This window comes from Spirosoma agri (genome assembly GCF_010747415.1).
GTDB classification, from domain to species: domain Bacteria; phylum Bacteroidota; class Bacteroidia; order Cytophagales; family Spirosomataceae; genus Spirosoma; species Spirosoma agri.
In genome coordinates this window covers 392,801-414,687 of sequence record NZ_JAAGNZ010000001.1, presented here as the reverse complement: position 1 = coordinate 414,687, position 21,887 = coordinate 392,801, and the positions used below count along the sequence as shown (strand labels likewise).

Annotated in this window: 15 protein-coding genes; 2 read left to right on the top strand and 13 right to left on the bottom strand. The window is 50.5% G+C overall.

The window, feature by feature from the left end; genetic code table 11:
* Nucleotides 1-5 precede the first annotated feature (5 nt).
* The 3 genes from rhaM to GK091_RS01735 all read right to left on the bottom strand — a co-directional run bounded on the left by rhaM (nt 6) and on the right by GK091_RS01735 (nt 3,198).
* Complete coding sequence (gene rhaM, locus GK091_RS01745) at nt 6-320, bottom strand: L-rhamnose mutarotase (RefSeq protein WP_164034907.1); 315 nt, start codon at nt 318-320, stop codon at nt 6-8.
* Nucleotides 320-1,459: a glycoside hydrolase family 88/105 protein gene (locus tag GK091_RS01740; RefSeq protein WP_164034906.1), complete on the bottom strand. Its 1,140-nt coding sequence runs from the start codon at nt 1,457-1,459 to the stop codon at nt 320-322. The genes rhaM and GK091_RS01740 overlap by 1 nt, the downstream gene beginning before the upstream one ends.
* Before the next feature lie 161 nt (nt 1,460-1,620).
* Complete coding sequence (locus GK091_RS01735) at nt 1,621-3,198, bottom strand: amidohydrolase family protein (protein ID WP_212592938.1); 1,578 nt, start codon at nt 3,196-3,198, stop codon at nt 1,621-1,623.
* A 149-nt stretch (nt 3,199-3,347) separates the two neighbouring features.
* On the opposite strand from GK091_RS01735, the gene GK091_RS01730 reads away from it, so the two are divergent.
* Complete coding sequence (locus GK091_RS01730) at nt 3,348-4,316, top strand: hypothetical protein (RefSeq protein WP_164034904.1); 969 nt, start codon at nt 3,348-3,350, stop codon at nt 4,314-4,316.
* A gap of 20 nt (nt 4,317-4,336) precedes the next feature.
* The gene (locus GK091_RS01725; RefSeq protein WP_394351853.1) at nt 4,337-5,134 is read left to right on the top strand and encodes a hypothetical protein; all 798 of its coding nucleotides are present in this window, start codon (nt 4,337-4,339) and stop codon (nt 5,132-5,134) included.
* 7 nt (nt 5,135-5,141) lie between these two features.
* On the opposite strand, the gene GK091_RS01720 is transcribed toward GK091_RS01725, so the two are convergent.
* The 10 genes from GK091_RS01720 to GK091_RS01675 all read right to left on the bottom strand — a co-directional run bounded on the left by GK091_RS01720 (nt 5,142) and on the right by GK091_RS01675 (nt 21,812).
* Nucleotides 5,142-6,017 (bottom strand): metallophosphoesterase family protein, encoded by an 876-nt coding sequence (locus GK091_RS01720; protein ID WP_164034903.1) that lies wholly within the window; start codon nt 6,015-6,017, stop codon nt 5,142-5,144.
* Nucleotides 6,018-6,157: 140 nt separating this feature from the next.
* The gene (locus GK091_RS01715) at nt 6,158-6,883 is read right to left on the bottom strand and encodes a hypothetical protein (protein ID WP_164034902.1); all 726 of its coding nucleotides are present in this window, start codon (nt 6,881-6,883) and stop codon (nt 6,158-6,160) included.
* A 4-nt stretch (nt 6,884-6,887) separates the two neighbouring features.
* The gene (locus tag GK091_RS01710; protein ID WP_317166262.1) at nt 6,888-8,078 is read right to left on the bottom strand and encodes a glycerophosphodiester phosphodiesterase; all 1,191 of its coding nucleotides are present in this window, start codon (nt 8,076-8,078) and stop codon (nt 6,888-6,890) included.
* Between the two features lie 74 nt (nt 8,079-8,152).
* Nucleotides 8,153-8,824, bottom strand: a complete 672-nt coding sequence (locus tag GK091_RS01705; RefSeq protein ID WP_317166261.1) for a hypothetical protein — start codon at nt 8,822-8,824, stop codon at nt 8,153-8,155.
* A 195-nt stretch (nt 8,825-9,019) separates the two neighbouring features.
* Nucleotides 9,020-12,415, bottom strand: a complete 3,396-nt coding sequence (locus GK091_RS01700) for a VCBS repeat-containing protein (protein WP_246202115.1) — start codon at nt 12,413-12,415, stop codon at nt 9,020-9,022.
* A gap of 95 nt (nt 12,416-12,510) precedes the next feature.
* Nucleotides 12,511-14,364, bottom strand: a complete 1,854-nt coding sequence (locus tag GK091_RS01695; protein ID WP_164034900.1) for a RagB/SusD family nutrient uptake outer membrane protein — start codon at nt 14,362-14,364, stop codon at nt 12,511-12,513.
* A gap of 24 nt (nt 14,365-14,388) precedes the next feature.
* A complete protein-coding gene (locus GK091_RS01690; protein ID WP_394351871.1) occupies nt 14,389-17,616 on the bottom strand; it encodes a SusC/RagA family TonB-linked outer membrane protein in 3,228 nt (1,075 codons plus the stop codon).
* A gap of 580 nt (nt 17,617-18,196) precedes the next feature.
* Nucleotides 18,197-19,666: a TonB-dependent receptor gene (locus GK091_RS01685; RefSeq protein WP_164034898.1), complete on the bottom strand. Its 1,470-nt coding sequence runs from the start codon at nt 19,664-19,666 to the stop codon at nt 18,197-18,199.
* A gap of 191 nt (nt 19,667-19,857) precedes the next feature.
* Nucleotides 19,858-21,324 carry a S41 family peptidase gene (locus tag GK091_RS01680; RefSeq protein ID WP_164034897.1) on the bottom strand — a complete coding sequence of 489 codons (1,467 nt, stop codon included), beginning with the start codon at nt 21,322-21,324 and terminating at the stop codon, nt 19,858-19,860.
* Between the two features lie 134 nt (nt 21,325-21,458).
* Nucleotides 21,459-21,812 carry a YraN family protein gene (locus GK091_RS01675; protein WP_164034896.1) on the bottom strand — a complete coding sequence of 118 codons (354 nt, stop codon included), beginning with the start codon at nt 21,810-21,812 and terminating at the stop codon, nt 21,459-21,461.
* Nucleotides 21,813-21,887 lie beyond the last annotated feature (75 nt).

The window sequence follows — 21,887 nt, the reverse complement described above, 5'->3', positions numbered from 1 at the left end:
TTGCCTTACGCTACGTGAAAAACCGGCTCCAGATTCGTCACGACCGGTGAATTATCCGCGTTGACTTCCATCAGATCGGCCATATACGCCCACCATCGTTGCATAACGGGCAGTTCCGGCAACCGATCAGCGGTATGACCGTCAAGGCGTTTCTGGACACCAAATAGTGTGCCACTTGCGCGATCCAGATAAATCGAATAATCCCGGATACCAGCTTCAGCTAAAGCTGCCGACAAATCCGGCCAGATTTCGTCATGACGCCGTTTGTACTCCGCTTCGACGCCCGGTTTGAGCTTCATGGTGAACGCAACTTCTTCCATTAGTTCTTCTCGTTTACTTTATACACTTCGCTTCCGGCCAGCAGGAAACAGCCTAATCCGTAATCCTCAAAATCGGGCGTACTCTCGTAGGTCACCGGCTGACCATCTTTCGGTTCTTTACCCGTCCCCTGCACGAAACCCAGTTTACCGTCGGGATGAACGCACTCGGTAGCCATCGCATTCCAGGCTTTGGCGATGATGGGCAGGTAGACTTTCCGGTCCAGTAAACCGTTGTTGACGCCCCAGGCCATACCGTAGGTAAACAGGGCGGTACCAGACAGTTCTTTCCCGCCATAATTGGTCGGATCGAGCAGACTCACATTCCAGAATCCATCGGGTCGCTGAATTGGCACTAAAGCGGGCATCATGTCGAGGAACAGTTGCTGATATTCGGCGCGGTGTGGAGCGTTTGGGGGCATAACGTCGAGCACCCGGACCAGTGCCGCGATCACCCAACCGTTGCCCCGCGACCAGTAGCAGTCTTTCCCATTAGGCTCTTTGTAAGGCGCAACGAAATCTTTGTCACGCCACCATAAATGATCGACCGGATTGTACAGTCCACTGCCGCCGTGCTGCGTTTTCGCGAACTGGTAGATCTGGTACATTTTCTCAAAATAGGCAGTATCGGAATAGATAACGCCCAATTTAGCAAAGACGGGCATGGCCATCTGCAACGCATCGATCCAGTTCCAGTCGTCGACTTTTCGGCTGGCTACCATCGAATCAATGGACACCTTGATGTCATGAATACGTTCGGGCTTTTTATCAATCAGGTATAGCTCAATGTACGTCTGGCCACAGCATTGATCATCGGCATTGCGCGTTTTGTTGCCCGAACGCATACCCCAGTGGTGTTTTTCGCCCCAGTCAACGGCATAGGCGTAATAGCGGGGCTGACGGTCGGTTTTGTATAAATCCATCAGGCCTTCGTAATAAACGGCCCGCGTCCAGATGTTGCTGGGCCGCGTTTTGTTCGTGACAATTTCTTTACCCGTATCGGGCCACTTTTTCATGAAGTACTCGTTGGCTAAGGTCATTATAGCCAGTATAGCCTTCTTTTTAGGTAGTTTCTGCGCATCAATATGGCCAACGGCGAACAGTACAAACAGCGTAAAGCACCACAACTTCCGATAAATCATGCTCCTGTTTTTCTTAAGTGGGTTTGTGAATAGCTGTTGATGAGTACTGCCTAAAAGTAATTTCCTCCCCTGCTATTACTCTTCGGCCTTTCAATAAAAAAGTGGCTGGTCCCGGCAATTTGCCTGAACCAGCCACTATACGATTTCAGTAATGACTTTGCTTAGTTTTTACCGGTCGATACCTTTCCCGGTTTAGGAGCCACGCCCGGCTGGCTGATTTCGAAATTCTCTTTCGTTTTAGCATCAGCTACCATTTTGCGCACATCGGCCAGCAGTTTCTTGGCGTCGTAGATCACGCCATCTTTTACGGTATACGTTACGCCACCAACCCGTTCTACTTCGTTCTTCTCGTTCAGGTGAATAGCACCCGTACCGTAGAGTACCTTCAGATTGGCGAGTGGATTCTGATCAATGATCACGAAATCGGCCAGCTTACCTACTTCTACCGAACCGATCTGATCGGCCATGCCGAGTGCTTCCGCTCCTTTCAGCGTTGCCGCCCGGATCACTTCGAGCGGGTGAAAACCAGCTTCGCGCAGGAGTTCCAGTTCACGAATGTAGGCGAATCCATAGAGCTGGTAAATGAAGCCTGAATCCGAACCGGCCGTTACGCGGCCACCCCGGTTCTTGTACTCATTGATGAAGGCCATCCAGAGCTGATAATTCTTTTTCCAGGCGACTTCCTGCTCCGTGCCCCATGATTGCCAGTACGACCCGTGCGAAATCCGGCTGGGGCCGTAAAACCGCCATAAACTCGGCATCGTATAGTCATCGTGCCACTCAGCTCGACGGGCCAGCATCAGTTCGCGATTGGCCTCGTAGATATTGAACGTCGGGTCGAGCGTAAAGTCCATAGCGATCAGTTCATCCATGACTTTATTCCAGCGGTCGGTGCCGGGTTTAGCAGCTTGCTGCCACAGGGTACCAGCCTCTTCGAATCGATTCTGCTCGTTGCCGTAATTGTAGGTTGCCGGATAATTCTGGATTGTTTTATCATCGAACAACGCTTCGGGCAGACCGTACCAGTGTTCGAGGGAGGTCAGACCGGCTTTAGCCGTTGCCAGTGCGTTCATCCGGGCCACTTCCAGTTGAGCGTGGTGGCAGGCCGACCGTAAGCCCAATTTTTTGTTTTCCTCCAGAGCGGCTTTGAAGATGTTGGGTTCTGCTCCGAAGAATTTGATCCCATCGGCTCCGCGTTTGGCGTTCTGCTGCACCCACGCTCTGGCCTGTTCTGGTGTACTGATCGGCTCTTTCGCGCCCTGCCCGAACACAGTGTACGCTTTCAGGCGAGGAGCGGTAATTTCGTTGCGTTCGCTTTTGGCGCGGTGTTCGAGCACCCAGTCCAGCCCATTGCCGCACGATGGATCGCGGATGGTTGTGATGCCATGCGCGAGCCAGAGTTTGAATACGTACTCAGCATTTGCCCCCTGCGCCTGTCCGCCGATGTGCCCGTGCATATCCACAAAACCGGGCATCAGGTACATGCCTTCGCAGTTCAGCTCTTTATCGCCGGGAGCCGCTTTTGGCCGTCCTTTGGGGTCAATGGGCACGCCGGGATAACCCACCTGCTTCACTTGGGTAATGCGATTTTTCTCGACTACAATATCAATCGGTCCGACCGGTGGCGCTCCCGTGCTGTTGATCAGTGTAACACCCCGAATGATGAGTTTCCCGAACGGGCCTTCGCCTTCCTGCCGGGCCGGTGCTTTTTCGACCTGTGCGAACAGGGTATGACACATGAAGAACGTACAGTAAACTAGTAGGCGTAGTCTTGAGTAAGGTTGTATCATGAGGAGCAATTGTTTGATAAAGAGTTGTAAGATAATCGAAACAGCCTGACTTTTGTATGCAGGTAGCTTAGACGATTACGCCTGACCTACTCATTTTTATGAAACAAACCATCACCAGAAACTTTCTTCTGATCGTTCTCGCGCTGGCCGTCGTGTTCGCCTTCGCGATGAAAGCGACTATTTTTCAACAGCCACCGACCCAAAAACCAACAACGACCGCCACCTCGGCTGATTTTAGCGGGTACTGGTTTGGGGGCAAAGCCGAGTTGAATAGCTATACGCTCGAACAGGCGCAGTACGGTGCCCTACATCCGGGCGAAGCGGTCATGATTTTTGTGACGGAAGATTTCCGGACCGATAAGCAGGTAAAGGCCGAAACGCCGGAGAGCCGTGATAAAGCGGTACCCGTTTTAAAGACCAACATTTCCAAGAAATTCGTGACAGGCATTTACGATTACTCGCTCTTTACATCGATTTTTACGCCGATCAACAGCGGTATTGATAACCCAGCCCTCTTCCCCAATACGTTAAAAGTCAGTACCTCAGGACAGGAGTGGTGTGGCCATAGTTACCTGCAACTCAATTATCAAAATAACGGCTATCGGATAACCGGAAGATCGTATTTCGAGAAAGAAGTTGATGAAGACTATACGGTGGGCAAGGCAATGCTCGAAGATGAACTCTGGAACCGCATCCGGCTCAATCCGGAGAAGCTTCCCACCGGCGAAATTCAGTTGATTCCCGGTACAATGGCGGCCCGATTGCGGCATAAGAAACTTGATCCGCTACCCGCTAAACTAAAAATCGACAACTACGAAGGAGTGCTGTATCCGGGTAAATTTCTTAAATCGTATGTTATTGAATACCCCACCGACGACCGGACGCTGACGATTATTTTTGAGAGCCAGTTTCCCCATAAAATCGTTGGCTGGGAAGAAATCTATAAGAGCAAAGACAACCTTCTGACATCCAGAGCCGTTTTAAAGAAAACCATTCTGACCGATTACTGGAACCACAACGCACCTGCTGACAGCACATTGCGCAAAACGTTGTTATCGAACCGGTAAGGCCCGGCATTTATTGTAGTATGAAACGTATGTTCACCATTGGTCGGCTTCGGCTCAGTTGGGCCGTAACCGGCTTTTTTTTGATAGCATTCCTGGCCTGCTCCGGCGACAAGGAGAAAGCAAGCGTAAACACGGAAGGCCCTATATACACGCTGATTTTTCTGGATAAAACCCGAAGCGTCAATGTCAATAAGGCATTTGTCGCGCAAAAATACCAGCAGGCTATCACCGATCTTATCGAACAAAATATCCGGCAGAAAGGCGACCGGCTTGAGGTGTATTTCATCCATGAGAACACGTCGAAGGCCCGTGCGCTGAATGTATCAGTTCGTTCGGAGATGGAAGACGTTTCAGCAGCCAGCCCAACCGACCGCGAAATGGCCGAAACCGAGTTTACGATGACGCTTAACCGCGAAAAAGCACAGATCCGCCAGCGGGTGTTGCAACAGCTCGTTTCCCAAAATACGGGCTCATCGAACCAGGAAACGGATATCTGGGCCAGTTTGCCCGTTATCGCCAAAGCAAACGAGACGGGGGCAACGGTTAAAGTTTACTACCTGAGCGACATGATCGAAAGCGTGAAAGGTGCAAGCCGACGTGATTTTCAGGTGAAAGCACCTAAAGATAACGCACAGGCCGACGAGTGGGCCAAAGCCGATGCTAACCAATTGAAACGCTATACCCTGGGTAGTCCGGAAATCACGATGGTGTTGCCCTTTGAACCGAATGCGTCGGTTAAGGAAAACAACCCCGCCGTGACGCAGTACTGGCAGACATTATTTTCAGAATTAGGCGTTGGAACGGTGGCCGAAGAGTAGGTTGTTCTTATGAGGCAGTAACCTCCGCCGGAATCTCAAACTGATAGCCCTGATTGAAGCCCGAAAAATCGTTGCGCAGGCAATAGGATGTCAGCATCAGCCCTTCCCCTTCCCGACGAACGGAAAGATAATGGAACAGTGGCTTATACGTCGTTGCCATATCCGGCAGACGGCTCGGCGACATATTCAGGGGTTGGCGCAGACCACCGCCACCACCAATGACCAGGAACTCTTTCCCCTCGAACTGATACCGCTCGAAGGCGTGCGAATGACCCGTAATAAATAATCGCCCCTTCTGCGATTTTGTGTAGGCAGGGACAAACCGCTGCTGAACCAGCTTCGACGAGCCGACCAACTTGCTGTTTGAATAAGGCGCATGGTGACAGGTGACGATGACAACCTTTACCTCTGGATCGGCGTCGAGGTCCTGAAGGGTTTGCTCATACCATGTCTGCTGCTTGACCAGATCAGCTACCGAAAGAGTCGTAAAATTTGAATTCAGCATAACCACCGCAATACTGTCCGTTGTTTTCACGTAGCCAGTCGGAATGTGTTCGGGGAACCGTTGCTGAAAATTACGGGCTCCTTTCCGGGGACGTCCCATAACGTCGTGGTTACCCATGATCGCATAGACCGCAGTGCCGACTTCAGTACATTTTGCCAGGAATTGGTCAATAACCCGCCATTTGGTCGTCCGATAGCCTAACGATACAATGTCACCAAGCCAGTAGAGCACAGCGGGTTTCAGGCGTATAATTTCGGCGAAGATGGTTGTGGTCGCCTTCGTATTCTGATGCGTTCGCAACACTAACCGTTCGACCCACATCGGGGCTTGTGTATCGCTTAAAAAGAGAATTTCTCTATGATTATCGTCCTGATTCATACCCTTTTTCTTAAGTCAGTTTTACATTACTCGTTTAGGACCGGTGATTCTAGAAGAGTTTGAGAAGACTTCATACGCCGTATCTCCAAGATACGGCGTATGAAGTCTTCTCAAACTCTTCTGAAAGCCCAAAGAGAACACTACCATGAGTACGCCCGCCATACGAGTTGTAGTTCAGCCGTAAAGGCGGCATTCTCGACGGCCACGGCATCAAACCATTTCAGTTCGCCCGCTACTCTAAAACGACGACCTATCGGATAAGTGTACGAAGCAGCTGCCATCCATCCGGGGCTAATTGTGTTAGACTGCACGGTACCAACATAGTCCAGCCGTGAATGGTTGATATATGCACCCGTCCCGACCGTCAGCGCCATGCGCCGAACCAGGTTGCGCTCAAATCCTTTTACCCAGGCAAGCGGCATCGAGAAAACCAGCAGTATCGGCACGGTAGACACGTAGACGTGCGCACGCTCGTCTGCGAGCTGCCCTTTGTAGCTGTACATGGTCGTCCAGCCAGTTTCTACGCCTACCCGCAGACGATGATCGGGATACCACATAACCCGAAGCGAAGCGGGAACACCGAATCTGCTGACCTGAGTTTGTTCAAGTGCAATCGGGACTCTCAGGTGCGTGGCGTAATAGGATAAGCCACCACCAGCGGTTACCACCAGCGCATAATCCCAGCGTCGGGTTCGGATCGAGTCAGCAAGGCGGGGCCGCTGGACTCGGGTTGAGTCGGACGACAACCGCCAGGGGCGACGGACTCGGGTTGAGTCCGATGACCGTCGCCTTACCTGAGCACTAGCCAAATCGCTCAGCAGAAGGAAGCAAGCTACCCAGACAACTATATGTAAACGAGCGTTCATGCGACTATTGATCTACGTAGTGATAGTAAGCAACAACCGGTGAATAATTTGACAGAATACCGTCAAACGTATTTTCAGCAATGAATTCCCGGATAAACTCAGGCTCATCGAGCGTCCAGACAAACACCGTTCTTCCCTCCGCCTGCATCGCTTTCACTTCGTCGGTTTGCGGGCCCAGTGTCCAGCGCGGAGCCCAAATCCTGGCCCCAAGACCTCGGGTTATCGACGTGTCCAGTTCACACAGGATGGGCGTGTTTTCTTTGTTCTTCAGGGCATTGTACTGATCAACCGCGTCGGTTGTTGGCAAACCAATCACGATGCGCAGATCACGCTTGGCTAGGATTGCCAGTTGCCGGTATTTTTGCTGAATAGCTTGCACCCGATCCATCGAACCAATGTATTTCGTATCGAGCCAGACGAAATTTAACGATGTGTTGTTGACAACTGTTTCCAGCGCTTCCTCCAACGTCGGGATTTTTTCGCCGTTAACAAGACGAATCAACGTGTTCAGTTGCTGATAGGTATAATCTTCGATTGGTCCGGCCAGTCCGTTTTTACGGATCAGCCTTAAATTCAGCGTGTTGTCGTGGTAAAGAATAGGTACGCCGTCTTTCGTATAACGCACATCGATTTCGATACCCGTCGCTCCTAACCGGGAGGCCAGTTTGATGATCTCGACCGAATTTTCAGACGCCGGTAGCAGATCCGATGTTCGTCCACCACTCCGGTGGGCCATAATAGCAAATGGCCTTGGGTTGAGCGGTCTATTGTAAGTAAGCGTTAGCTTTTGGGTGGGTGCGGCTTCCTGATTGCCATAAACGCCATTGACAACCAGCGTATCGCCCTCCACCAGATTATTACCCGTAAATGGCTTTAACGCTCCCGAATGCCGAACTTGAACAGCCAGACGAGTAATACCCGTTTTTGTATTGACCAACTTCCGCCAGTAGCCCGCCATTGCCAGACTATCCGCTTGTGTATTGATTTCCAGATTAAAATAACCCGCATCCGTCCCGGTGAAGATAGACAGGTAATGCGTCGTGTCCGTGCCGACATGGGTATAGGTCCACTTCAACGCAACCTGATCACCAAAATCCCCGTTCCCGTCCGTCACGCGGTAAACGCCTTCAATGGCCCGCCGGGTGGACGGTGTGAACTTACCGGAACCAGCCTGATCCGCGAAGGAATAGGGCACAGGTGCCTCATATTCTTTTCGGCACCCGAAAAAGAGCAGCGCTCCTAAGCTTGCTAGAAGATAAATGGATCGTATCACAGGATAAAGCCGAAGATGAGTTGGGGATAAAGCAAATTGCGATCAAACGTATCGTAGAGCGACCAGAGCTGCCAGTTGAAGTTGGAGTAAGCCGCTCGGAAACCGATCGACACGTGGCGGTTATTATAGAACGGCTGTTCGAGCATAACCGTGAAAGCGACACCGTTGACCTGCCGCCGATCGTACACAACAGCCAAACTACCCACCTGTGACCGATAGTACAGATCCATGATAGCTTCGCCCTTGACGGTAATTTCCAGATCGCGGGTGAGTCGATACCCTACAGACAAATTGGGAAACGTCTGTATACCGTAAGCCTGGCTATTGAACACGTCCTTGATCTGCAAGGCACCAAACCAGCCCGTCACATCATAACCAGCGCCTACATGCAGACGATCGGTTACGGGCGTAACCCAGCGTAGGCCAAGGGCCAGATTGCTTTGCACAAACTGCGTCTGTAGCCGACTGATCGCAAAAAAATGTTTCGACAAACCCCGCTGAAGGTGAAAATCAATGGCCGGAACGCTGACCCGGACTTCTTCCGTCAGTTCAGGGGGCGTTGTTGTAAATACGGCCCCCAGTGACTTACGCCACTGACCGGGACGGGGTGCTTGGGGAAAATAAATTTCCGGCTGATCGGGCCATTCTGATGCGGGCACCTGCGCCACAGAAAATGACGCAGTTACGGCTAAAAGACTTCCAAACCGACAGACTTTGCTAAGTAAATTTCGAACGATGGCCACCTAGTTACGTGATAAAAGACGCACTGATGGAAATAAACTACGCAAGCGCTGATTATGTTACAACCAGCCTGTCAGACGACTACTTAATCGCTTGTACAAAAGACGTTACCCGCTACCAACTTACTTCAGAGCCGTGTACGCTCGTACTGGCTGCTGATTGATGCCGAATAGCAATGTATTGCCAACGGGTAGCACCGATCGGACATCGCCCGACAACATGAAACCAGCTCGCTGCTGCGCCACAGGTGAGAAATCCCCCCGACCATCGCCCTGCAACAAAAGTCCGGAATTGGCATCTGACCGGCCAAACCGCAGTCGAGCCTGTGTTGTGTTACCGCACAAAAGCAAATCCTTTCGTCCGTCCTGATTGTAGTCTAGTGCCGTTAACGTGAAAATAGGAGCTGTCTGGGCAGCCAATGGAAGCGATTTTTCGGCTAGTTTCCCATCTGGCGTACTGGCGAAATAAGCGGTCTTGAAGTAGTTAGCCGTCAGGAGCTTGGCACCATCCAGTTCTTCTTTCTTGAATACGTCGGTGAGCGTCGCATTCGAATAACTGTCGTAGTTGGTGAAGCGATGGCGCAACATACCCACCTGCTCGAGCATTTCGTCGCGGGTAGCGTGTGGATAGCTCTTGCCCTGTACGTACAGGCACAGAATGGGGTCTATCTTGCCGTTATTATCGAAGTCTTTGTAGTAGAGTTCGGCGGGTTCCTGATCGCTGGCTCGGCATTGCGTATTCAGCCCCTGGTTACCAACGACTAGATCGGGTTTGCCATCGCCGTTGAAATCGTCGATCAACAGTTTATTCCACCAGCCCCGGTATTCTTTTCCTAAGTACGTTTTTGTCTGGTCAGTCAACTGACCATTGTTCAGCCCGAAAACCGTAATGGGCATCCACTCCCCAACAAGGACTAATTCCGGTTTGCGATCGGCGTTCAGATCAGTCCAGGCGGCATCGGTAACCATACCGATTTGCGCCAGCATTGGCGCGATCTGAGCTGTTTTATCCGTAAAATGCGGCAGCTTACCCTGCCCATCATTGATCAACAGGTAGCTGCGGGGCGGTTCGGGATAGCGGCCCGGCGTCACGCGTCCACCGACAAACAGGTCCGGTTTCCCATCCCCATTAACGTCGGCAACGCGCACGCAGCCCGTGCTCATCAACAGAGCAGGCAACGCCTTAGGGCTTTTGGTAAAGTGGCCTTTCCCATCGTTCAGATACAGGCGATCCTGCAACCGGGGGTCGTCCGCCAGCCAATCGCTGTAGTAGCTACTACCTACGTATAGATCCGGAAACCCATCGGCGTTGGCATCGAAGAAAACCGCGTCGGCATCGTTACAAGCCTTATCAGCCTCGAAGGCAGGCTGCGCCAATCGACTGAACTGATTATTCGCCTGTTGAATAAACAAAGCACCCGCCTGTTCGCCACTCCCTCCGGCGTAGACATCCTCACGCCCATCCCCATTTACATCGGCCTTAACCAGACAAGGACCGTTAAATGACTGTGCATTAACCAACAGCGTTTGCCGCTTGAAATCATTGGCTGTATTCACCGGATCAGCGAAGGCCATCGGTGCTTTTACTTCCCGGAAAAGGGCCGGTGCCATTCTCGGGGCTTTAAAATTTTCCAGCGCGTCTTTCTCCTGCACTGTCAGCAGTTGATCCGCTTTCATACCTGTCAGCAGCTGTTGCTTACCGGTTGGCCAGACAATGCGCAGTGAATCGATTCGCGAATCGGTGCCTAATCCAAAATGAAGCCGGGGCGACATACTCGATTGATAGCCGCGTGTTGGCATCTGTTCAACATATTGCTGATTTCCAGCCCGGTAGAGCGTTAGTTTCGCGCCAATACCCTGCGTATTGGCTCCCGCCCCCGCAAGCTTTATAGATAGGTAATGGTGTTTACGCTCCTTATTCGCTTCATTCTGGAAGATAAAGGCGGGTTGATTGGTATTGTTCACGATCAGATCTAGGTCCCCATCATTATCCAGATCAGCGTAGGCAGCACCGGTACTGTTCGACGTCTGCGTCAATCCCCAGTCAGCGCCGGCATTGGCAAATGTGACCTCGCCGTCTCCGCCCCGATTGCGAAACATGTAGTTCATGACATTGGACGAGGGTATCTTATGCACGAGTTCCAGCACATCTTCGCGCCGAAAATTGGCGGGACGATTTTGCATGTAGTCGGTCATGTATTTCAGAAAATCCTGATTCGTGTAGTCGCGGACGTAGCCGTTTGTAATGTAGATATCTTTCCAGCCGTCGTTATCGTAATCCGCCAACAGGGGCGACCAGCTCCAGTCGGTATTCGACACACCGGCCAGTTGACCAACTTCGCTAAACACAGGCACCGTTTTCCCTTCTTTTACGTCACCACCTTCATTGAGTTGCAGCATATTACGCATATGCTGATAATGGAATCCAGACGACACGGCCAGATTGAATTTTTCGTAATTGTCAGGCGCCATCAATAGTTTCTGCCGCCGGTTATCTTCGGGCAGCATGTCGAGCGTCATGATGTCGGGCCGCGCGTCGTTATTCACGTCAGCCACATCGTTTCCCATCGAAAACTGGGATGTGTGTCGAACGCTGTTTTTCAGTTGATTCGTAAACGTGCCATCCTGGTTGTTCAGATACAGGTAATCGGGTATGGTGTAGTCGTTAGAGATGTACAGATCGGGCCATCCGTCGGCATTCAAATCCGATACGCCTAATCCGAGGCCATAACTCAACACGGAACTGCTTAGTCCCGAGCGTTCGGTAACATCATTGAACCGAGTACCAGTATTCTGCAACAGACGAACGCCAATTTCCGGATTACTTTGTTTCAGCAAAGATGCCGTCGGTCCCGGATCAAGTACGGGTAACAGGCGCGGATTATGGTTCAGCAGAAACAAATCCAGATCGCCATCACGGTCATAGTCGAAAAACGTACCCTGCGTAGTTTGCCCGGGTCTATCCAGTCCCCATTTCGCCGTTTGATCCGAAAAATGAGGAACGCCCTGCGCATCGCTGCCATCGTTGATGAACAACTGTGGAATTCGTTTGAAAGGTGGTAAACTGCCCGAATAGCAAACAAACAGATCGAGCCGTCCATCGCCATTGACATCAGCCATCGAAACGCCCGTCCGCCAGGGTCCTTCCCGACCGGCAACGCCAGCAGTGGCGGTTATATCGGTAAATGTCATCGGGGCTGCTTTCCCTTTGTTCAGGTACAACTGATTCGGAACCATGTTGCCACTAAAGTAGACATCATCGAACCCATCGCCGTTCAAATCGCCTACCGCTACGCCCCCACCGTTGTAGAAATATTCGTACATCAGCACGTTGGTGTTCAACCCTTCGGTCAGTGTATTGGCGAAGGTGATGCCCGTCTGCTCGGGGGTAAGCGAGGTAAAGAGTGGCGATGTGGGACTGGTATTGGTTTTATCGGTGGCGGACTGGTTACATCCAGCAAGTGCGAAAAAACTCGCTATGAACAGTATAAACCAGGGGGCAATCGTCGTGGTACGCAATGTTCTAGAAATAAAATATACCAAAAATAAAACAAAAAATGCCAGTACTTACTAAGCAGTACTGACATTTTTTGTAAGAATAATTACTTACTCGACTATTCGTAACCTGGGTTCTGAATCAGCTTGTTATTCCGGTTGATTTCGTCCCGGCTGATCGGCAAGAAGTAAATCTTATCGGCCCATTTCCGATTCTCTTTACCCGTTCCTAAGTCCTGTACTTTGTACGTATAGGTATAGTTGTCTTTGCTATACTTGTAGGTCGTGACCGACTTACCCGACTTTAGTTTACCCGTGATTGCAATGATCCGGGCTTGCTGGCCGAGTACGGTTGGCGCGATCATCCACCGGCGAACGTCGTAGAAACGCTGATCTTCCATAAACATTTCAACGTTCCGCTCATTCTGGTAGCGCGTCATCAGCGCAGAACCCGTTTCGGTGATGGCTGGCATACCAGCCCGGAAGCGAACAGCATTGATCCATTTTTTGGCCTCTGCTTCCTGACCCAGCATCAAACAGGTTTCGGCGTAGTTCAGTACAACTTCCGTGTAACGAATCTGGATGGAAGGAATTTCCTGACGGATGTTCTGATCCACAATAGAAACGTCGGTGTTGAAAAACTTACGGATGGCGTAGCCAGTCCAGGTACCGTTCCAGTTTTCGATCGTGCTATTCCGCGTGTCCAAGCCCGAAAACTTGGTTGGAGCAGCCGAGGTACCCACTTCGTATTCACCCATCTGAATCTGACCAGCGGGATCGATACCAGCGCCATCGGGCGTACGGGGTTTCCACTGCGCACCATCATACAGGATCGACGCGTAGAAGCGGGGATCGCGGTTTTCGTAAGGCGCTGCGGCATGGGTTGCGTTGTTCCAGTCGAACTTGGTACCATCCATCATCTCGTAGTTATCCACCATCTGCTGAGTCGGTTCGCTGGATGTCCAGCCGTGGTATCCGTTCGGCATGTTGTTACGCGGGAACCAGGAACCCCAGTCGTCGTTAGACGCCCGAATGTAGTATTTCAGGAAAATACCATCGGCTTCTCCACCGTTCTGCGACAGCGACAGGTTTACGTAGTTCTGCTGACCTTCGGCAGCCGTAACGGGAGCAGACAGGTTCAGTTTATAGCCATACTGGTTCAGGTCCATAACAGCCTTGGCTGCGTCCTGTGCTTTTTTCCAGCGGGCTGTCCGATCGCCACTCACGTAACCCAACAGTTCAGGCTTAGCGAAACTGGCAATGACACTCGACTTGGCCTTAGCCGTTGGAATGTCGTGCAAATCACTGGCAGCATACAACAGAACCCGTGCCTTAAGGGCCATCGAAGCGCCCATTGTAGCCCGACCAGCGGCCATGCTCCGACCTTTCAACAGCGTTGTAGCCGAATCCAGATCGGTCACGATAGCGTTGACGCACTCTTCGTACGTGTTACGACCAACCGTAAAATCCCCCTCATCCAGCGTGTAAGCCGATTTGATGATAGGAACAGCCCCATAATAACGCAGTAGCTGGTTGTAGAAATAGGCGCGCATAAAGTACATCTCGCCCCGCATCCGTCCGGCCAGATCACCGCTATTATCGAACGTAGGCTTGGCCAGTTTCGACAGGGCAATGTTGGCAGCCCGGATTCGAGCGTAGACAGCTCCCCATTCCATCGTACTTTTAACCGTACCCGTGTTCGATGGACTAACGTTTGCTTCGTTCACGTCCTGTTTGCCAAAGCTATACAGGGCGTTATCGGTCTGGCAGTCAAAACTCATCTGATCCAGTAAACCATCCCGGATACCGTTGTACACATCCGTTACGAAAGCTTCGGAGAGGGCACGGTCGGCCCAGACAGCGTCACCCGATACTTTATCGAGCGGTTTCGTGTCCAGGAAATCGGAGTTACAGGCGATCATCGTTGTGCCCAACAGCAGGCTAAACGATAGACACTTGGTTATATAATTCATACTACTCTTAATCTGATTAATCGTTTAGAAACTAACTGTTAAACCCGCGTTGATAACCCGCGCCTGTGGATAATACTGACCACTGCTGCTCGTCGCTTCAGGATCGTATATACCTTTCATAGCCGGTGCATACGTAGCCAGGTTGAGACCGTTCACATACACGCGCAGATTGTTCAGGCCGACTTTGCCCGAAATCGTGTTTGGTAGTGAATAACCCAACTCCAGGTTTTTCAGACGTACATAATCTGTACTTCTCAGCCAGTAGGTTGTACCGTTGGAGAAGTATTGATTGCTGCGGTCAACGATGCGTGGGTCAACAGTGCTTGGGTTGTCCACCGTCCAGCGATGATCGTAGCTATACTGTAGGAAGTTACCAATAGTACCCGACTCCGTTTGCAGGAAGATCTGTCCACCGGCCGAACCCTGAAACAGAATGCTGAGGTCGAAGTTTTTGTACCGAACACTGGCGTTCAGACCACCTTGGAAGCGAGGCTGGTTGTTGCGGTCGGCCCGTACACGGTCGTTTGCATCAATTTTACCATTTCCATCGATGTCTTTCAACTTCATGTCGCCAGGGCGCAGTAGGCTAGCTCCAACACCACTGTAGTCCAGCTTGTTGGCATCGATATCGGCCTGCGTAGAGAAGATACCATCGTACTGATACATAAGCGTACCATTTTGCTGGTTCGGATCGTTCACGTTGCTGGGGATTGGCTTACCCGTTGACCGCTGCCACTCCGGTGCACCCGGCGTTTCATCCCAGAACGTAATGGTGTTTTTCGCATAGCCACCATTCACACTAACACTGTATTTCAACTCGCCAGCCTGACCGTTATAGCCAACCCGGAACTCATAGCCCTTGTTGGTAACCTTCCCGATGTTAGTAGCGGGCAAGGTAGCTCCCGTCGTTTGCGGAATCGAAGCACTTTGACGCCACAGGATATTCGACCGTTTGTTCTGGAAGACGTCAAATTCGAAGAATACTTTGCCATTCAGCAACGATCCTTCCAAACCAATATCCGCGTTGTTGGCAACTTCCCAGGTCAACTTCGTATTGGGAACACCATTTTCGTACAGCGTTTGCGCCACCTGGTTGTTGATCACGTAACCCCAGTTCGAATTGACGGCATCACCATAGGCATACGTTGGCAGATAATCATACTCGCGCAGATTACCATTGAAATACACCTGGTCGTTACCCAACTGACCCCACGATGCCCGCAGTTTCAGTGAGCTAACTACTGGTAACGTTTTCTTGAAGAAGTCTTCTTCTGAAATACGCCAGCCCGCCGTTACACCCGGGAAGAAACCCCAGCGGCTCGAACGAGGGAACATGTACGAACCATCGTACCGCCACAGGAACTCAGCCAGGTATTTCTCTTTGTAATTGTAAGCTGCCCGGCCAAAATAGCTCATACGAGCCCGTTGCCAGGCGGCCGTTGTGTTAGCAACCTGCTGGGTCTGGCTACCCGCAAACAACTGGTCGATAGCCGTCGAGTTGAAGTATTGACGGAAAGCCGAAAAACCGTTTGAGTTAGACTGCTCTTTCGTGATACCAGCCAGTAACGTAATGGCATGGCTTGCGCCGAAAGTATGGTCGTAAGATAAGATACCCGATAGCAGCGAGTTGAACTGATCGTTCGTATACTGATTGAGGGTCGACTGAGCTGGCCCTTTCTGCACACGCTGGAGAAGCGGTTCTTTCGTTGTTGCATCGTAGGACGTATAATCCCAGCTATAGACGAACCAGGGTGTCTGCCACCGCTTGCCTTGCTGGATGTATTTGTCCAAGGCGACACTGGCCGTCAATTTCAAACCCGGTACCCAGGGGTTGGTGACATTCAAGCTAGCATTACTTTGCAGATAGTACCGGGTATCTCGGTCGTAACCCGTGGCACTAGTCGTAACCAGTACAGGCTGTTGGCCATTCTCGATATCAGGAGCCGGTAAACCATTAGGCCAGAAAGCCGGCTTGTTTGGATAGCCCCGCGCCAGCATCCGGAAAATATCACCGGCACCAACCGTTGGGAAGAAGCGGTTTTCCTGACGACCAACAACACCTGTTACCAGGTTGATATACTTGCTGATTTTAGCGTCCAGGTTCAGACGGAAGTCATACTGCTTATAGCCCGTAGCCGAGTTTTTGTAGTAGGCATCCTGATTCTGGTAGTTGACGGAAGTCAGATACTTGATATTTTCTGAACCGCCCACTAACTGCAACGTGTGCCGCGACTGCGGAGACCAGGTTTTCAACGCTGCGCCGAACCAATCGGTATTCGGATGTCCCCAAGGATCAGAACCGTCCTGGAACTTCTTGATGTCGTCTGGCGAGTAAGCAGCTTTAACGATCGTTCCATTGTCAGGCCGGGTATAACTTCCCGTTGTGTTGAAGGCGGCATTGGCATCTTTCCAATACCCCGCAGGCAGGTTGTTATACAGGTTGATTTCATTGTTCAGCTGCGCATATTCAGCCGCTGACGCCATTTTGGGAATGACGGTTGGTTGGCCAAAGCCCTGGTTGAAGCTGTACGATAGCTCTGGCTTACCGCTCTTACCCCGTTTGGTCGTTACCAGAATTACCCCGTTAGCCGCCCGTGAGCCATAGATCGCTGCCGACGCATCTTTCAGAACCGACATACTTTCAATATCCGCCGGGTTCAAACGGTCGATACCCCCAGCCCGCGCTGGCACGCCATCGATAACGATCAGCGCATCGTTGTTACCCAATGTGTTGGAACCCCGAATCCGGATGGCCGCATTATCATAGCCAGGCTCACCACTAGCGTTGGTCGCAATAACGCCCGGCATCCGTCCAGCAATCGAGTTAGTCAGGTTCACGGCTGGCGACTTAACCAGATCGGATCCTTTTACGGTAGCTACAGCACCCGTTACGGTTTCTTTCTTCTGCTCGCCATACCCAACGACAACGACTTCGCTCAGCATCTTATCATCCGAAGCAAGGGTGATGCTGATGGATGAGCGGTCGTTTATAGGTATTTCCTGCGTAGTAAAGCCAATATAGGAGAAAACCAGCGTTGACTTACTGTTTGGCACGTTAACGGTATAGTCACCGTCGGCCGTTGTAACCGTTCCCGTCGTCGTCCCCTTCACCAGCACGCTCACTCCCGGCAGTGCTAACCCCTGACTATCAACGACTTTTCCGGAAACCTTCGTTTGAGCAAATGCCCCAAACGAACAAAGAAGGCAAAATAGGAGCAGGAAACCGACAGTACTGCCGCGCGCCTGCCCCATATTTTCCACAAAAGAGTCCCCGTCCAAATGGAGAGGCCTCTTGCCCGTAAATTGTTTTTTCATGAAATTATCCTGTTTTTGTTTCACAGGATAAAGTAGAAAGCACTAGTGTTCTACTGACTATATTTTAATCACTACACAGTTTTTTTTACCTTATTTTATCTTTAATTGGAGTAAACCGATAAATATTGAGGTAAAAAAGAACCATTTAGGCCTGTATACTAAGTATTTATACGTATATATTTTTTTACCTCGATCAACACACCTAATTAGCCCCTTTACTTTCAGCTTGGAGACACAACAGGTTAACAGCAATAAGCTATACAGTGGCTGTTTTAGCGGGTGATCGCCATAGCTCAATGTGATCATTGTCTGACGAGATAAATAACTGATTACCAGTTTGCGATTCCGGCGGGTTCGTCAGACTTCATCTGGCTATTCTCAACATACTGATACAGTGGCCCGACAGCTGGGGAGAGTAGTAGCCACTGGTCAGCATGATTCACTGGAAGGAACGATTGATGAGTGTAAAGTTTGACTGGGTTTACCAAATCATCAGCGAGCCCAGGCAAACGCCATTTTAACTACCGGCAACCTGCTCCTCCTGCTGTTGCCGGACCTGCTGCCCAATGGGTACATATTCCACTTCGCAGGGATAGCCGAACAGACAATTGTCCTTGATCTGCTTTGCCACCCGGTCGGGGACCATCTGCTCCCAGCCATCCTCCCCCGCCTGAATCATTTCCAGCACATGGTCGGTCGAGATATGTAGATTCTGCTCGTTGTAATTACGAATATCCTCGATCTTGTTGTTGCGGGACAGGTAATTGAACAAAGGCTCGAGCGTTGGTGGCAGTTGAAACTCGTTGCAGCTGTAAATCGCATTGTTACGCAGCGTCGGATATACGAATAGCTTAACCTTCCGACTGAACAGTGTCGCGAACGATTCCAGGATGCCACCCGGTAGAAACTCGTAATGGCCTTCCTCAAAAATGTACTCCAGATTAGGAATACCGATGACCAGACCAATCTTCAACCGGGTAAGACGAGCCAGATAAGCGACCAATTTATAATACTCTAAATAATTGGAAATCATTACTGTCTGGCCCATAGAACACAGAATATCTACCCGATCAAGAAAGTCTTTTTCGTCGATTCCCTGTTCATTGGCCTTCAGGTTATGAAGCGTTAACTCGGCCATTGACACCACGCGATTTCCGTCTACATCGGGTTCAGCGACGAATTGCTTCAGGCCGTTTTCGATCATGTCCATCTGCACATTCGTGACCGGCCGCAACCGGCCCCGCATGACCAGGATATGCTTTTTGTAGAGGGCTTCCGACGGCTGTAGCACCTGACCATCGGGACCGAACAAGGCGGCATCGGTAAACCCGTTTTTCACTAGGTGCAGACTCATTAGCCGGTTATCGACATCGGGGAAGTCGGTCCCGCTGAACCGGATCATGTCGATCTGAATACGCTCCGGCAACAAATCGTCCATCAACGACAACACAAGCGTTTCGGGTGATTTGGCGTAATAGTAACACCCATAAATCAGGTTAACACCAATAATACCCAGCGCCTGTTGCTGTAAAATATTCTCGGTATCCAGCATTCTGACGTGGATGATCACATCGTTGTAACCACCCTGTGGCGTCAGCTGAAACCGGCAGCCGATCCAGCCGTGGGCGTCATTCGTTTTTTGGTAATTAAGCGCGACTACGGTATTGGCAAACGCAAAAAACGTGGTATCGGGACCACGTTTTTCAGCTAATCGTTTCTCTAACAGACTATATTCCTTACTAAGCATCTTGACGAGTCGCGATTCAACTACATATCGACCGCTCTCCTCGACGCCATAAATTGAATCACTGAACGTCATGTCGTAGGCCGACATAGTTTTGGCAATCGTACCTGACGAACCACCGGCTTTAAAAAACATGGCCGCTGTTTCCTGCCCCGCTCCAATCTCCGCAAAAGAGCCGTAAATACGGCGATCCAGGTTGATTCGTAATGCTTTCTGTTTAGTACCTATATTCTTTTCGTACATGGTAGGTAGCTGCTTGCTGATGCTAAAGTTACGGATATAAAGATTCAAAAGCCACGCCCGTCGTATCCAAAAACGCCCATTCCAGGCCCATTGTTCGTCTTCAAGTCCTAACTTGCCTTGCCGGGAATTCGTATAACAAGCAAAAAGACAATCCAATGGATTGCCCTTTTGCATTAAGCGGAGAAGGCGTATTATTTAAGCAATTCACCCGATTTTTCCAGGAACATATTGCCACCGCCAGCCTTCTGATCGATCGAGGAAGCCACATCCACTAGAACAGCCGCATTCGCAACGCCCCGGCGAGTCGTCGTCCGCGTTCCGCTAATCTGGTAGATGGCTTCACTCAGCAATGGCTCGGTTAGATCGCCAAATGGTTTCATGCCCGTCGACGGCTCTTTCACCTCAACAGTAGGAGCGAAACCGGTCGCATAATCCGAAAAGCCCTGCGCATTGGCCGACCTGAATGTAAGGGGTTGCATCCCCCATTTGATCTGACCTGTATCGTCAGAAATAGTAATCGAGCCGACATTTTTACCAACCGTTGTGGTCCCGATTGTCGTTACGGTCATGAACGGACGAAGGCCATTGATGATCAGTTCACTGGCCGATGCGGTACTGTTCGATGTCAGCACAAACAACCGGCTCAGGTTTCCACCGATGTTAGCAGCTTTTGCGGAAAACTTCTGCGTGTTCCAGCCCGACCCGTACTTTTTGTCATTGTCTGCGGTGACCGTTGCGTTCCACTGCTGGGCGTAGAAAACTTTCGAGGCATCGATATTTCTACCGATCAGACTAGCCAGATTCGTTGACGAACTCACGTACCCGCCCGGATTGTAGCGCAGATCGAGTACCAGTTCGTTCACGCCTTTCTGCTTGAACTTGCTGAAGATATTATCCAGCTTGTTGTCGAAGGTCTTATCCGTAGAACTACCGTTGTAGACGCCGGGAATAAATTGATTGTACACCACATAGCCAACCGTTTTGCCACCAATCGTGTAGGTTGTATCGAGCAATACAGGATCTTCCTGAAACACAACGGGAGTCACCTGCCTTTTCTGGACATTTTCTGTAAGAACGCCATTGACAAGACTAGCCATACCGAAGGTCAATGCGTCGGCAGCTAACAGTTCGGCATAATTGCTGAGCGTTAGTATCTGTCCATTCACACTCGTAAAAATATCTCCCCGTTTAAATCCAGCCGCAACCGCTGGTGATCCGGGAAGCACGTAAAGCACGGACCCGATCAGATTGGTTTTCGATTGGTCTTTATAATAGAGTCTGTACTGAATACCCGTCGTTTTTGACTGCCCACCCAATGAAGCTTTTAGTTCTTCGGCACTTTCCCGAATCCAGGAGAAGCGGTCCCGGTTGACATTAGCTGTGTTGGTAATGTCATACAGCAGCGAGTTGAAAAATTCTTTGGGTCCCAGAGTTTTGTCAGGATTAGCCGGAATTTTATCATTCCAAAGGTAGTAATACTGCATGTTGGCTAGTATCCAGTCGTTGACCCCCTGGCTTGTTGAAGTAGGGCTGGTTACTGACGTACCGGTTGAACCCGTAGCTGGATTAACATCGTTGTTTTTCTTGCATGAAGTGAGCAATAACGCACCTGAAAGCGCAAAAAGCAGTGCAGGGCGCGTAAAAGAATTTCTCGTCATAGAATGGGTTGAAATCAAATGTAATTGCTTTATAGTAACGTTAATAGCACCAGAATAATTTAGCAAAAACCGAAACCTGGATTAAATCTTAATGAACGAAACTGCACCTTCTGGTCGAGTTAGTAATCACGGTATCAATAAAACGCGTCTTCAATATGCCGGACACGCAACTCACTACCAGCCAGCGTAACGGCAACAATGTCGAAGCGAACGTCGTGCAGCCAATTATGGGCGAAAACGTAGTGTTCGGCGGCTTTCATCACGAGCCGGGACTTGGTATAGGAGACAAACTCTTCCGGATTTCCGTAGCTGAGGTTACTGCGGGTTTTGACCTCTACAAAAACCAAAATCTTCCCTTTTCTGGCTACGAGATCAATTTCGGCGTGTTGGTAACGGTAATTTCGGGTCATAATTTCATAGCCTTTGTCTTGCAGATAGCGAACTGCTTCGGCTTCTCCCTGCTTGCCGGTTTCGTTGTGTTGGGCCATTGACTACGTGTGTTACAAGGTACGAATCGAACGAAATCGGGCATTTCTCTTGTTGTTAAGATGACGGATACGCTG